Raw genomic sequence first — 12885 nt, forward strand, 5'->3', positions numbered from 1 at the left:
GGGGTTTGGGGGCGAGGGGGGGGGGGCGGTGTACGTGCCTGCACCCCCCCCCACACCACCCCCGCCCCCCCAAACGGGGGCCGCCCGCCCGGTGCTTACGGGCTGGTGACCGTGAGGACCGGCGAGACCTGGTACTTGGCGCCGAACTTGGCCTTGTCGCCGGTCTTGATCAGGCCCGCGCACGACCCGGACGCACTGGTGACGGTCAGCGCCGGGGTGGCGTCGGGCACGATCTCCAGGACGCCGGTCGCGTTGGTGTAGCTGCCGGTGTTGGCGGACCCCTCGATCGTGGCGTTGCACGTCCCGAGCAGGCTGGTGCCGGTGAGGGTCACCTTCACGCCGGTCAGCGTGCCCTTGGTGACGCCCGCGGCGTAGGTGACCCCGTTGAGCTTCATCGCCTGGACGGACGAGGAGACCCACTTGGACCCGAGCGGGCCGTTGCACTTGGTGGCGGAGGTGCCGAAGGTGGCGGTGCCGATGGTGGCCAGGCCGGCCCCACTGGCGTAGGCGCCGTCCACGGCGGTCCCGGAGGCGGCGTAGACGGAACACGTGATGGTGGCGCCGGTGGTCACGTTGGTGAGGACGGCGTTGGCGGCCGGGACGTTGGTGGCTGTGAACACGTCGTCCGCGGCCGGGTTGCTGACGGTCCAGGTGGCCTGGGGGGCGGCCGACGCGGTCGTCGCGGACACTCCGGCGGCGGCCAGTAACGCGGCGGCGGAAATGGCGGAAATTCTGGTAACGGGTCGCACGGGCTGTTCCCTCCTGAGGGGATGGGGCGTACCTGATGACCGCTTTCCCCCACGCGTATGCGGCTCGTACACGCCGGGGACAAGCGGTGGCGGCTCACTTCACGGAACACGGGGCCAATTGCGTACGGCCACCAGGTCGAGCACCTTGCGCGATTGACGCTACGAGCGAGTAACCGGCCGCGCAATACGCGCCCGTAAGTTTTCCCCGGCATTCTTACCGACGGGTATTTTCTTGTCGTACGGGCCACAGATCGCCGGGGTTTCTTGTACGGAAGTGAGCACTCCCGCCCCTTCGGCCGGGTGCCGGCCCCGCCCGGACCGGGAAGACGGTCGGGCTTCGGCCAGATCCGTGCACCGCGCCCGGACCATTGGTCCGTACTGGTGCGCGCCCGGCGACTCCTGGTCTATGTTCGGCACCCACGAAGTGCTCGACCCCGCCCGCACGTGGGAGCGCTTCCCCCCACAGCGCCCCCGCACCACCTCCCCCCACCGGCCGCACCCGGAGAAGGAGGGGCCACCCGCCATGCCCCGATCCACCACCCAGCCGTCGGACGTGGGCGAGCCACTGGGGCCGCTCCCCCAGGAGTTCGCCGCCATCATCCGGCCCGAACTGCCGAGCCTCGTCCAGGAGATCGGCATCGAGGTCACGCGCGCCTACCCCGAGTACGCCCGCCTCCTGGGCGGCCCCTACGGCAAGGCGATCCGCCTCGGCGTCGAGGAGAACATCTCCGCCTTCGTCGACCAGGTCGCCTCCCCCTCGGCCCCCACGACCCTGCGCGACGAGATGTGCCGGCGGTTCGGCCGGTTCGAGGCGTACGAGGGCCGCAGCCTGGAAACCCTGCTGGGGGCCTACCGCCTGGGCGCCCGGGTGGCGCTGCGGCGGGCCAAGAAGGTCGGCAGGCGCTACAACTTCTCCCCCACCCTGATGCTCAGCTTCGCCGACGCGCTGTTCGCCTACGTCGACGAGCTGGAGGCGCTGTCCCGGGAGGGCTATCTGCAAGTCCGGGCGGAGACCGTCGAACAGGCCGAGTCCTTACGCAGACGGCTGCTGCACCTGATCCTCGCCGGACCGCCCGTCCCGCGCACCGCCCTCGCCGAACTGGCCGAGCAGACCGGCTGGCCGCTGCCCGACCGGGTCACGCTCGTCGCGCTGCGCCCTCCGGCCCGTCCCTCCCTCCGCGGCAAACCCGACAACGATGTCCTGGTCGACCCGAGCGACCCTCAGCCGCACCTGCTGTTCCCCGGCCCGCTGGACGACACACGGAGGCGGTCGCTCGAGGCGGCCCTCCCGGCGGACCGCGCGGCCGTGGGCCTCACCGTCCCCCTGGCCTCCGCGGCCGACTCGCTCCGCTGGGCCCGCCGCGTCCTGGAACTGATCGACGCCGGTGTCGTCGAGGACGCCCCGCTCACCTTCTGCGCCGACCACCTGGTGACCCTCTGGCTGCTGGCGGACCCCGCCCTCGTCGACCAGCTCGCCGAGCGGGAGCTGGCCCCGCTCGCCGGACTCACGCCCACCCGCCGCGACCGGCTCATCGATACCCTGCGCACCTGGCTGGACACCCGCGGCACCGCCGCGCAGATGGGCGAGCTGCTCGACGTGCACCCGCAGACCGTGCGCTACCGGATGCGCAACCTCGAAGCCCGGTTCGGCGGACGGCTCGCCGACCCCCGGTCCAGGTTCGCGACGGAGGCGGTGCTGCGGGCGCTGCACCTGCGTGCCGCGGAGTCCGGCGGCCGGCGGGGCACCGCCTAGGGCCGGCGGGGCTGACCGCGGCCGGGAAGATCAACACCTGCCGTCCGGCGGGGACTTCGGGCGTTCGTGCGACGGAAATCACCGGTCGCGGAGCAAACGGTTGCAGCACAGATACAAACCCTTGGGGTAAACGCGAACCTGATGCTGTACCCATGGAGGGAGCACAGCAAACAGACGGCTGCCACAAGCAGCGCTCAGCAGTGAAGGACTCCACGTGACCGCGTCGCCCCTCGTCCCCGTCCCGATCCCCGACCGGGTGGCCGCCCTCATCGGCTCGTGCATGCCGATCGGCATCCTTCAGGCGGAGGTCGACGCCGAGTGCGCGGCGCGCGAGGTGTACCGGTTCCGGGCACCCCTGTGCACCGAGGACCAGGCGGACCGCGAGCACGCCCTGGCCGCGCTGGCCCGCGCCAACAAGGTGCTCGGCGCCTACAACCCGGGCCTGCTGCTCCGCCCGGGCGCGTCCTGGCGCTGATCCTCCGCCCGGGGCGCCGCCCGGCGCTGATCTCCCGCCGCGGCCGGCCGCGCGCCGGCCCGTCACTGAAGCCGGCGCCGAGGCGTCCTCCTGCCGGCCGCGCCGCCTATTCGGTGAAGGTGCCGTCCACGTACACCCAGGCGCCGTCGGTCCGCTCGAAGCGGCTGCGTTCGCTCAGCGCGCCGGGCTCGCCGCCGTGGGTGTAGCGGGCGACGAAGGAGACCGTGCCGGTGGTGTGGAAGAGGGTGCCGTCGGTGGTACCGGTGATCTCCAGGCCGGTCCAGCGCATGGCGGGGTCGAAGTCCACGCTCCGCGGCCGGGTGGCCGGTGCCCAGGTGCGCAGCAGATACGGCTCGTCGCGGACGACGAAGGCGCTGTAGCGGGAGCGCATCAGCAGTTCGGCGGTCGGCGCGAGCGCCCCGCCCGTGTGAAACCGGCCACAACAGGCCCCGTAGGCGGCGGGCAGTCCGCACGGGCAGGGGCTGTCGTCCCGCACCTCGGAGGCGGTGCGCGGGTGTGCGGCGGACCGGGGGTTACGCGAGGTGGGGCGGGGGGTGGCGCGGCGGGCGGGGGTGCGTCGGGGCATGCCTCCATTGTGCCGGTCGCCGGGGGCCCGGCCGGCCGCGCGTCCGGTGCGCAGCGGAGCGTAGTGAGCCCCCTACACACGCCCCCGCGTACCGTCACTCGTACCGGAGTTGACGAATGATGGAGGGGATCATGCAGCCGTTCGCGTGCAGCTACGCGCGTCCGCAGAAGGCTTCGGAGGACGTCACCGCGCTCTACACCTACGACCCGGCGCTCCAGCTCAACGTCCTGCCCGACGGGCGCCCGGCCATCAGCGACCGGGCGCTGCTGCTGGCCGCGGGCACGACCACGTCCACCGCCGGCTCCCAGACGCACTTCGACGACTGAAGCACGGCCGGCGCGAGCTGATGACCGTTCTGGTCCTGACGAGCCCTCAGGACGTCACGGCGGACATGGTGGTGGCCGAGCTGCACGAGCGGGGTGTGCCGCTCGTACGGCTGGACCCCGCCGACCTGCCCGGTGGGGCCGATCTGTCCGCCGAGTACGTGCACGGGGACTTCCACTGCTACCTCTCGGCACAGGGGCGCATGGTCAGCTCCCGGGCGCTGCGCTCCGTGTGGGTGCGCCGCCCGGGCGAGCCGGCGGCACACGCGCCGGGGACGTCGGCGTGGCTGGGCGCGGAGACCGGGCAGGCGCTGTACGGGATGCTGTACTCGACCACGGCGCGCTGGATGAACCATCCGCGGCCGGCCGCGCAGGCGCGGTACAAGCCCTGGCAGTTGCGGGTCGCGCACCACAGCGGCTTCGCCGTGCCGCCCACGCTGATCACGACGTTCCCGCGGGTGGCGGAGGAGTTCGCCGGGCGGTACGGGCGGGTGGTGGTGAAGTCCCTGTCGGGGCCGCCGCGTACCGATCCGCCGGTCGCGCTGCCCACCACGCTGGTGGAGCCGGGGGCGGACTTCGCGGGGGTCGCGGCCGGGCCGACGCTCTTCCAGCGGTACGTGCCCAAGCGGGCGGACGTCCGGCTCACCTGCGTCGGGGGCCGGCTGTTCGCCGCGCGCAAGGCGTCCGCGGAGGGGCAGGTGGACGGGCGGTACGGCGACACCGGGCACGCGTGGGAGCCGGTCGGGGTGCCGGACCGGATCGCCCGTCCGGTGCGGGAGTTCATGGACCTGGCCGGTCTGGTGTACGCCGCGTTCGACTTCGCCGAGGACGCCGAGGGCCTGTGGTGGTTCCTGGAGTGCAACCAGGGCGGGCAGTTCGGGTTCGTGGAGCTGGAGACCGGGCTGCCGATCGCCGGGGCGGTCGCGTCCTGGCTGGCGGCTCCCGGCCCGGCGCACACCTGAGCCCGCGTCTCTCCCCGGCCCGGGCGGCCCGGGGGGCCGGGGGCCGGCGGGTGGTGCCGGCGCGAGGCCGGTGGCGGGAACCGGCCATTGTGCGGTGGCGGGGCGCACGGTGGTTCCGGGTCGCGCGGGGCGGCCCTAAGCTCCTGCGACCGACGGGCTGGTTACCTCGGGTAAGGGTGGGTGGGGCATGCACCGTACGGGTACGACACGACGCACCTTCATGGCGGGCGCCACCGCCGTCACCGGGGCGGTCGGGGTGGGCGCGCTGCCGGGCCCGGCGGCCGCGGCGGCCCCGGCGCCCCGCGGCCCGGCCGTCGCGGTGTTCGGCGGCGGGGTCGCCGGGATGACCGCCGCGCACGAGCTGGCCGAGCGGGGGTTCCGGGTCACGCTCTACGAGCGGCGCGCGCTCGGCGGCAAGGCGCGCAGCATGGACGTGCCCGGCAGCTCCAGGGGCGGGCGCAGACCCCTGCCGGCCGAGCACGGGTTCCGGTTCATCCCGGGCATCTACCACAACCTCCCCGACACGATGCGGCGCATCCCGTTCCCCGGCAACGCCCACGGCGTGTACGACAACCTGGTCGCGCCCCGCGAGATGGCGTTCGCCCGCACCGGCCGCGAGGACCTGCGGATGCCCATCCCGTGGCCGGGCCACCAGCCGGAGCGGCTCACGCTCGACGACATCCGCCGGGCCCTGACCGCGCTGGTCGAGACGGCGACCGGGCTGCCGCTCCACGAGGGCGCGTACTTCGTCAACCGCGCGCTGGTCTTCCTGACGAGCTGCGACGAGCGGCGCGACGAGGTGTGGGAGCACATGCCCTGGTGGGAGTTCACCCGGGCGGCGCGGATGTCGGAGACGTACCAGCGGATCCTCGCCATCGGCGTCACCCGCAACATCGTGGCCACCAAGGCGGAGGAGGCCAGCACCCGCACGGTGGGCACGCTCGGCGAGGCGTTCGTCTTCAACGCGCTCGGCCGTGGCGCGGACGGCCCGCCGGACCGGATCCTGGACGCGCCCACCAACGAGGCGTGGATCGACCCGTGGGAGGCCCACCTGCGGTCGCTGGGCGTCGAGTTCCGTATCGGCTGGAGCCTGCGCGAGGTGCTGTACGGAGGGGGCGAGGTGACCGGCGCACTGGTGGAGGACCCCGCCGGCGTCCGCGGCACGGTCCGCGCCGACCACTATGTGTGCGCCCTGCCGGTCGAGCACGCGCGGCGCACCTGGGGCGCGGCCCTGCGGGCGGCGGACCCCCGGCTGGCGCGGTGCGACGGGCTCCGGACCGACTGGATGACGGGCATCCAGTTCTATCTGACCGAGCGTCCGCCCATGGTGCGCGGCCACGTCAACTGCATCGACTCGCCGTGGGCGCTGACGGCGATCGCCCAGGCGGGGCACTGGCCGCGGCGGGACTTCCCGGCCGACTACGGCGACGGCGTGGCGGTGGAGTGCCTGTCCGTGGACATCTCGGAGTGGGACAGGCCGGGGATCCTGTACGGCCGGACGGCCAAGCAGTGCACGCGCGAGCAGGTGGCCCGTGAGGTGTGGGCCCAGCTCAAGGCGGCCCTCAACGACACCGGCCGCACGGTGCTCAAGGACGGTGCCCTGCACTCGTGGTTCCTGGACCCGGGCGTGGACGGTCTCGGCACCCCGCACCCCACCAACGAGGACGAGTTGCTGATCCACCCGGTCGGCACGTTCCACCTCCGCCCGCCGGCGGCCACGGCGGTCCCCAACTTCTTCCTGGCGGGCGACTACGTGTCGGTCGCCATCGACCTGGCGACGATGGAGGGCGCCAACGCCGCCGCCCGCCAGGCCGTCAACGCCCTGCTGGACCGGACCGGTTCCGACGCCCCCCGGTGCGTGGTGAAGCCCCTGTTCCGGGCGCCGGAGATCGAGGCCCTGAAGCGGCACGACCGCGTCCGGTACCGGCTGGGGCTGCGGAACGCGCTGGACGTGGGCTGAGGGCGCTCAGGGGCGCGCGGTGTGCCCCAGGACCGCCTCGGCCGGCGGCGCGAGGACCTGGCGCGGCAGGGCGTGCCCCATCCCGGGGGCCTCGACCAGGTCGGCGCCGCCGGTGACCTGCGCCAGGTGCCGGGGGTGGGGCGGCGGGGGCCGTCGAGCAGTGCGACCGCATCCTCCGCGAGGGCGGTGAGGGCGTAGGGCTCCTTGCCGTAGGACCAGGTCGAGCGGCCCGTGTCGCGGTGGTCGTAGCGGATGACCCGGTGGTGGGCGGCGAGCAGGTCGCACAGTTCGTCGGGCCAGCCGAGGCCGGACGCCTGGGCACCCATGATCAGGAGCAGCGCGGGGGCGTCCGGGTCACCGCGCCACTCGGTCCACAGGCCCACGCCGGGGGCGGTCCGGACGTACCGGACGTGGGGCTGGGGCACGGGTGGTTCCCTTCCATGAGGACGAGACGATACGTATCGTCTCGCTCGGTCCTGCCGTGGTCAAGCCTTTCCGGGCGCTCCCGCGCGGCCGAGTAGCGTGACCGCATGAAGCTGACGATTCTGGGTGGCGGCGGTTTCCGCGTTCCGCTGGTGTACCGGGCGCTGCTGGGCGACCGCGCGGAGGGGCGGGTCACCCGGGTGACCCTGCACGATGTGGACGCGGACCGGCTGCGGGCGGTCCGCGGTGTGCTGGCCGAGCAGGCGGCGGGCGTCCCGGACGCCCCCGTGGTGACGGCCACCACGGACCTCGACGAGGCCCTGCGGGGCGCCGACTTCGTGTTCTCGGCGATCCGCGTCGGGGGCCTGGCAGGGCGGGCGGCGGACGAGCGGGTGGCACTGGCCGAGGGCGTGCTGGGCCAGGAGACGGTGGGCGCGGGCGGCATCGCGTACGGGCTGCGCACGGTCCCGGTGGCCGTGTCGATCGCCCGCCGGGTCGCGGCGGTCGCCCCGGACGCCTGGGTCATCAACTTCACCAATCCGGCCGGGCTCGTCACGGAAGCCATGTCCCGGGTCCTGGGCGACCGGGTGATCGGCATCTGCGACTCGCCCGTGGGCCTGGGGCGGCGCGTGGCGCGGCTGCTCGGGGCCGACCCGGACGAGGCGTTCTTCGACTACGTGGGCCTCAACCACCTGGGCTGGCTGCGCGGTGTGCGGGTGGCGGGGCGGGACGAGCTGCCCCGGCTGCTGGCGGACCCCGGGGCGCTGGGCTCCTTCGAGGAGGGCAAGCTGTTCGGCGCCGACTGGCTGCGCTCCCTGGGCGCGATCCCCAACGAGTACCTGCACTACTACTACTTCAACCGCGAGGCGGTGCACGCCTACCGCGACGCCGGGCTGACCCGGGGCGCCTACCTGCGCGAACAGCAGGCCGGGTTCTACGGCTCCCCCTCCCTGGACACCTGGCACGCCACCCTGGCCGAGCGCGAGGCCACCTACATGGCGGCCAACCGGGAGGCGGCCGGCGCCGGGGAGCGGGCGGAGGAGGACCTGGAGCCGGGCGGGTACGAGCAGGTCGCCCTGGCGCTGATGCGGGCCGTCGCCCGCGACGAGCGCACCACCCTGATCCTGAACGTCCGCAACCGCACCACCCTCGCGGAGCTGGACCCGGACGCGGTCGTCGAGGTGCCCTGCTTCGTCGACGCCAACGGCGCCCACCCGGTGTCGGCCGCACCGCTTCCCCGGCACGCGGCCGGGCTGGTGACCACGGTCAAGGCGGTCGAGCGGGAGGTGCTGGCGGCCGCGGAGGGCGGGTCGCGGGCGGCCGCCGTCAAGGCGTTCGCCCTGCACCCGCTGGTGGACTCGGTGTCGGTGGCGCGACGGCTCCTCGACGCGTACGTGAGCGAACACCCGGGGCTGCGCTATCTGGCGTAGCGATGGCCAACAGCGGTGTCTTTACGGCTCGTTGGCCGCACCGTACGCTCCGGCCCCATGGTTCCTCAACGCCTTGGACGAGCCGCCGCGCTGACCGGCGCGGCCTGCCTCCTCACCACCGCGCTGGTGGGCTCCGGACCGGCCACCGCCGGGGAGCGCCCGCCGGTCACCGAGAACGCCACCGTCGTCCCGGTACAGACCACCGGCCCCGCGGACGAACGGTTCAACCTGGTCCTGCTCGGGGACGGCTACACCGCGGAACAGCTTCCCGAGTTCCGGGCGGACGTCGAGAAGCACCTCAACGTGCTGTGGAGCATCGAGCCGTTCGCTTCCTACCGTTCCTACGTCAACGTCTGGGCGGTGGAGGTCCCCTCGGCCGAGTCGGGGGTCGACTGCGACCCCGCGCTGGACGCCCCGCGCCGGGACACCCCGCTCGGGATGGGCTTCTGGGGCGGCTGCGACCCCGGCAGCGTGCAGCGGCTGCTGACCGTGGACGGCGACGCGGCCGACGCGCTCGCCGGCCTGGTACCGGGCACGACGGCGGCCAACCGGCAGATCGTCGCCCTCGCCAACAGCGACACCTACGGCGGCGCGGGCGGCACCCACGCCACCGCGTCCGGCGGCAACGCACTGTCCTCCCTGATCACCCCGCACGAGATCGGCCACTCCCTGGGCGGGCTCCAGGACGAGTACGACTACTACGGGCGCGGTGTCCCCGGCGGTGCGTACGAGGGCGGCGAACCGGCGTCCGCGCACCACACCGTGCTCACCGAGCGGCGGATGAGGGACCAGCGGGCCAAGTGGTGGCGGTGGCTGGGCGAGGAGAGCGAGTCGGGGGGCGTCATCGGCCGCCACGAGGGCGGGCTCTACAGCACGAAGGGCGTGTGGCGGCCCAGCCGGCACTCGATCATGAAGACCCTCGGGTACGCCTTCGACCAGGTGGGCCGCGAGGTCATGGTGCGGGCGATCTCGTCGAAGGTGAACCTGGTCCGGGCGCACACCCCGAACACCGCGCCGCTGGGCGCCGACCGGACGGTGTGGGTGGACACGCTGCACCCGGTGGGCGGTGAACTGGACGTGACCTGGCGGCTCGACGGGCGCCCCGTGGGGACGGCCGGGGCCCGCACGGTCGACCTGCGGCGGCTGGACGTGGCACCCGGCCGGCACACCCTGACCGCGACGGTCACCGATCCCACGCCGTTCGTGCGGGACCCGGCGGTGCGGGGCTCGGCGGCCCTGACCCGCAAGGTCACCTGGACGGTCGACCCGGCGGTCACCACCCGGCCCGAACCGGTGGCCGCCGCGTTCACCGGGCACACCGCCACCGGGACGCCCGTCGGGGCCCGCTCGGTCGTGTACGCCGACACCACGCACCCGGCCGACCGCATCCTCGCCGTCCAGTGGCGGCTGGACGGCCGGCGGGTGGCCGGCGCCGGCAACGACCGCGACCTGGACCTGTCCGCGCTGCGGATGCGCCCCGGCGTCACCCACACCCTGACCGCCCGGATCGCGGGCACCGGCCACGAGCTGCGCTGGACGGTCGACGCGACACCGGCCACCGGGGCGTACGAGCTGTCGGAGCCGCTGCGCACGGTCCGCCGCCCGGGCCGCCCGGTGGAGTACGTGTACGACGGTCCGTTCACGATGCGGCTGACCGCGCGGGACGACCAGGACGGGTACGTGGTCAGCCAGTTCCGGGTCGACGGCGACGGCTGGTACACGTACTACGGCTGGCCGACCGACGCGGACGCGCCGTTCCGCTTCACCCCCGGCGGCACCGAGATCGACGGCCTGGTCTACGGCAAGCTCGGCACCCCGCGCGTGGTCCCCTGGGACGACGCGACGCCCGAGTACGGCACGCACACGGTGGAGTACCGCACGATCGACTCGGCCGGGAACACCGGCCCGGCCAAGAGGTTCCTCGTCACGCTGATGCCCCCGGCGGCACGTTAGGGAGTGTCCGGAAAGTATCGGCGTCCGCCCGGAGGGCGGGGGCCGCGGTGTCCGGTGCGTGCGATCGCAAGGCGGAGGAGGGAGTCGATACGGAGTATCGACGACCGACGACAACGCCGCGAGCGCGCGTGCGGGACACCGCGGGCCAGGCGAGACTTCGCGGACACGACCTAGGGCTTGCGTGCCACGCCGGCGTACCCCGGGATCGGGTCGTCGCCGGCGACCGGGACGGCCTCGCCGAGCTCCGGGTGCCAGTCCGCCGTGAGCGACACCCCGGGTTCGGCGAGCTCCAGGCCGTCGAAGAAGCGCGTGAACTCCTCGCGGGTGCGCGGCCGCAGGGTGAGGCCACGGCTCCGGTACAGCGCGCGCGCCTTGGCCGCGCCCTCCGGGTCGAAGTCCCCGGTGACGTGCGACAGCACGAGGTAGCTGCCGGACGGCAGCCGCTCGACGAGCCGGCCGAGCAGCTCGTACGCCCCGTCCTCGTCGTCCACGAAGTGCAGCAGGGCGAGCAGGGACAGGGCGACCGGGCGGGTGAAGTCCAGGACCTCGCCCGCCCGTTCGAGGATGTCCCCCGGCTCCCGCGCGTCGGCCTGGATGTACGCGGTGGCGCCCTCGGGGGTGGAGCGGAGCAGCGCCTCGGCGTGGGCGAGCACGATGGGGTCGTTGTCGCAGTAGACGATCCGCGACTCGGGGGCGACCTGCTGGGCGATCTGGTGGAGGTTCGGCTCGGTCGGTATGCCGCTGCCGACGTCCAGGTACTGGCGGACACCGTTGGCGCCGAGCCAGCGGGTGGCCCGGTGCATGAAGGCACGGTTGACCCGGGCCATGTCGCGCCCCCGGGAGTCGACGGTCAGCAACTGCCTGGCCATCTCCTCGTCGACCGGATAGTTGTCCTTGCCGCCCAGGAACCAGTCGTACATACGGGCCGGGTGCGGCTTGCTGGTGTCGATCCGGGTCATCCGGCGTTCCCCCTGGCGATGTGGACGGACATGGATGCTGCTGAGCGGAAGGTGAGGTGACGGAAGGTCGAGGTGACGGGAGGTCGAGCTGACGGGCGGTGGGTGAGCGGAAAGGCGGTCGGGCGGCCGACGGTCAGGTGAGCAGGAAGTCGGCCTTGCCCGACTTCGCCCCCTGGATGAAGGCGGCGATCTCCCCGTGGGTGTAGATCAGCGCGGGTCCGTCGGGGTCGGCGGACTGGCGGACCGCGACCCGGCCGTCGGCCAGCTTCATCGCCTCGACGCAGTTGCCGCCGTTGCCGCCGCTCCACGGCTTGTGCCACCCCTCGGCGCCGAGCTCGGCGGCGGGCATGCCGTTGTATATGCGCTCTGCGCTATCCATTCACAGCTCCTTGCGGAAATCCCGGAGGATTTCCTTCGTACGTTGCGCCGTGGCGGCCTGGGCCGCCATGCGGTCCATGACCTCGAGGTGCGAGGCCACCTCGGGGCGCGCGTCGAGGTAGACCGCGCCGGTCAGGTACTCGCTGTAGACCATGTCCGGGAGTTCGGGCACGGCGAAGCGGAAGAGGACGAACGGTCCGTAGGTGCCGGGGTGGTGCCCGGAGGCGAACTCGGCGACCTGGAGCGTGACGTTCGGCAGCTCGGTGGCCTCCAGCAGCCGGTCGACCTGGGCCCGCATCACGGCCGGCCCGCCGCCCACGGGACGGCGGAACACCGTCTCGTCCATGATCACCCAGAACTTCGGCGCGTCGGGGCGGGCGAGCAGGGACTGCCGCTCCATCCGGAGGGCCACATGGCGCTCGATGTCGTCGTGCCGGACCTGGCCCACGGCGCCGCCGCGCAGGATGGCGCGGGCGTAGTCCTCGGTCTGGAGGAGGCCGGGGACGAACTGCGGCTCGTAGGCCCGGATGACGCTCGCGGCGCCCTCCAGGCTGACGTACATGCTGAACCAGCCGGGCAGCACGTCGTGGAACCGCTGCCACCAGCCCGGCTTGTTGGCGTCCTCGGCGAGCCGGACGAAGCCCTCCGCCTCGTCGGCCGTCACCCCGTACGCCTGGAGCAGGAGCTGGACGTAGGGGATCTTCAGCGCGACTTCCGCGGTCTCCATCCTGCGGATCGTGGCCGGTGCCACGCGGAGCACCTTGGCGGCCTCTTCCCGCTTCAGCCCCGCCCGCTCCCGCAGATCCTGCAGACGCTTGCCGAGTACGACCTGTCCCACGGTGGGGGCGGACCGCGGCTCGCTCACTTAAGACCTCCCCACGCGCTGTTTCGACGAGTGTGCCATGCGGCGGGCACAGAGAACACCACACTCTGC

General features: G+C 73.5%; 12 protein-coding genes and 1 pseudogene. 7 read left to right on the top strand and 6 right to left on the bottom strand.

Going from position 1 to position 12885, the window contains the following annotated elements; translation table 11 throughout:
* Positions 1–95: 95 nt before the first annotated feature.
* Entirely contained in the window at positions 96–749 is a 654-nt protein-coding gene (locus tag ACZ7LK_RS17685; RefSeq protein WP_469465091.1) for a hypothetical protein, read from the bottom strand.
* A gap of 523 nt (positions 750–1272) precedes the next feature.
* Here ACZ7LK_RS17685 and ACZ7LK_RS17690 point away from each other — a divergent pair.
* The gene (locus ACZ7LK_RS17690) at positions 1273–2502 is read left to right on the top strand and encodes a PucR-like N-terminal domain-containing protein (protein ID WP_471141704.1); all 1230 of its coding nucleotides are present in this window, start codon (positions 1273–1275) and stop codon (positions 2500–2502) included.
* A 214-nt stretch (positions 2503–2716) separates the two neighbouring features.
* Positions 2717–2977 carry a hypothetical protein gene (locus ACZ7LK_RS17695; RefSeq protein ID WP_392273950.1) on the top strand — a complete coding sequence of 87 codons (261 nt, stop codon included), beginning with the start codon at positions 2717–2719 and terminating at the stop codon, positions 2975–2977.
* A gap of 106 nt (positions 2978–3083) precedes the next feature.
* On the opposite strand, the gene ACZ7LK_RS17700 is transcribed toward ACZ7LK_RS17695, so the two are convergent.
* Positions 3084–3563, bottom strand: a complete 480-nt coding sequence (locus ACZ7LK_RS17700; RefSeq protein WP_471141708.1) for a YchJ family protein — start codon at positions 3561–3563, stop codon at positions 3084–3086.
* Positions 3564–3694: 131 nt separating this feature from the next.
* On the opposite strand from ACZ7LK_RS17700, the gene tgmA reads away from it, so the two are divergent.
* The 3 genes from tgmA (at position 3695) to ACZ7LK_RS17715 (ending at position 6808) form a co-directional block, all read left to right on the top strand.
* Entirely contained in the window at positions 3695–3889 is a 195-nt protein-coding gene (gene tgmA / locus ACZ7LK_RS17705; RefSeq protein ID WP_392273952.1) for a putative ATP-grasp-modified RiPP, read from the top strand.
* Between the two features lie 20 nt (positions 3890–3909).
* Positions 3910–4848, top strand: coding sequence for an ATP-grasp ribosomal peptide maturase (gene tgmB / locus ACZ7LK_RS17710; RefSeq protein ID WP_471141711.1), 939 nt, complete (start codon positions 3910–3912; stop codon positions 4846–4848).
* Positions 4849–5035: 187 nt separating this feature from the next.
* The gene (locus tag ACZ7LK_RS17715; RefSeq protein WP_392273954.1) at positions 5036–6808 is read left to right on the top strand and encodes a hydroxysqualene dehydroxylase; all 1773 of its coding nucleotides are present in this window, start codon (positions 5036–5038) and stop codon (positions 6806–6808) included.
* A 152-nt stretch (positions 6809–6960) separates the two neighbouring features.
* On the opposite strand, the pseudogene ACZ7LK_RS17720 reads toward ACZ7LK_RS17715, so the two are convergent.
* Positions 6961–7233, bottom strand: a pseudogene (locus ACZ7LK_RS17720) (alpha/beta fold hydrolase); the annotation flags it as partial.
* Between the two features lie 105 nt (positions 7234–7338).
* Here ACZ7LK_RS17720 and ACZ7LK_RS17725 point away from each other — a divergent pair.
* Together ACZ7LK_RS17725 and ACZ7LK_RS17730 are read left to right on the top strand one after the other, a co-directional pair.
* Complete coding sequence (locus tag ACZ7LK_RS17725) at positions 7339–8661, top strand: 6-phospho-beta-glucosidase (RefSeq protein ID WP_392273955.1); 1323 nt, start codon at positions 7339–7341, stop codon at positions 8659–8661.
* 57 nt (positions 8662–8718) lie between these two features.
* Positions 8719–10614, top strand: coding sequence for a M64 family metallopeptidase (locus ACZ7LK_RS17730; RefSeq protein WP_471141716.1), 1896 nt, complete (start codon positions 8719–8721; stop codon positions 10612–10614).
* A 170-nt stretch (positions 10615–10784) separates the two neighbouring features.
* Here the strand turns inward: ACZ7LK_RS17730 and ACZ7LK_RS17735 are convergent, their stop codons facing one another.
* The 3 genes from ACZ7LK_RS17735 to ACZ7LK_RS17745 form a co-directional block, all read right to left on the bottom strand.
* A complete protein-coding gene (locus tag ACZ7LK_RS17735; protein ID WP_392273957.1) occupies positions 10785–11573 on the bottom strand; it encodes an SAM-dependent methyltransferase in 789 nt (262 codons plus the stop codon).
* A 133-nt stretch (positions 11574–11706) separates the two neighbouring features.
* A complete protein-coding gene (locus ACZ7LK_RS17740; RefSeq protein WP_064072405.1) occupies positions 11707–11952 on the bottom strand; it encodes a DUF397 domain-containing protein in 246 nt (81 codons plus the stop codon).
* Entirely contained in the window at positions 11953–12816 is an 864-nt protein-coding gene (locus ACZ7LK_RS17745) for a helix-turn-helix domain-containing protein (protein ID WP_392273958.1), read from the bottom strand. It lies immediately after the preceding gene.
* Positions 12817–12885 lie beyond the last annotated feature (69 nt).

This window comes from Streptomyces sp. NPDC039423 (assembly GCF_055598725.1).

Coding starts and splice junctions, on each gene's coding strand:
- tgmB (WP_471141711.1), top strand. CDS start 3,910: ATGACCGTTCTGGTCCTGACGAGCCCTCAGGACGTCACGGCGGACATG.
- ACZ7LK_RS17700 (WP_471141708.1), bottom strand. CDS start 3,563: ATGCCCCGACGCACCCCCGCCCGCCGCGCCACCCCCCGCCCCACCTCG.
- tgmA (WP_392273952.1), top strand. CDS start 3,695: ATGCAGCCGTTCGCGTGCAGCTACGCGCGTCCGCAGAAGGCTTCGGAG.
- ACZ7LK_RS17715 (WP_392273954.1), top strand. CDS start 5,036: ATGCACCGTACGGGTACGACACGACGCACCTTCATGGCGGGCGCCACC.
- ACZ7LK_RS17730 (WP_471141716.1), top strand. CDS start 8,719: ATGGTTCCTCAACGCCTTGGACGAGCCGCCGCGCTGACCGGCGCGGCC.
- ACZ7LK_RS17740 (WP_064072405.1), bottom strand. CDS start 11,952: ATGGATAGCGCAGAGCGCATATACAACGGCATGCCCGCCGCCGAGCTC.
- ACZ7LK_RS17735 (WP_392273957.1), bottom strand. CDS start 11,573: ATGACCCGGATCGACACCAGCAAGCCGCACCCGGCCCGTATGTACGAC.
- ACZ7LK_RS17725 (WP_392273955.1), top strand. CDS start 7,339: ATGAAGCTGACGATTCTGGGTGGCGGCGGTTTCCGCGTTCCGCTGGTG.
- ACZ7LK_RS17690 (WP_471141704.1), top strand. CDS start 1,273: ATGCCCCGATCCACCACCCAGCCGTCGGACGTGGGCGAGCCACTGGGG.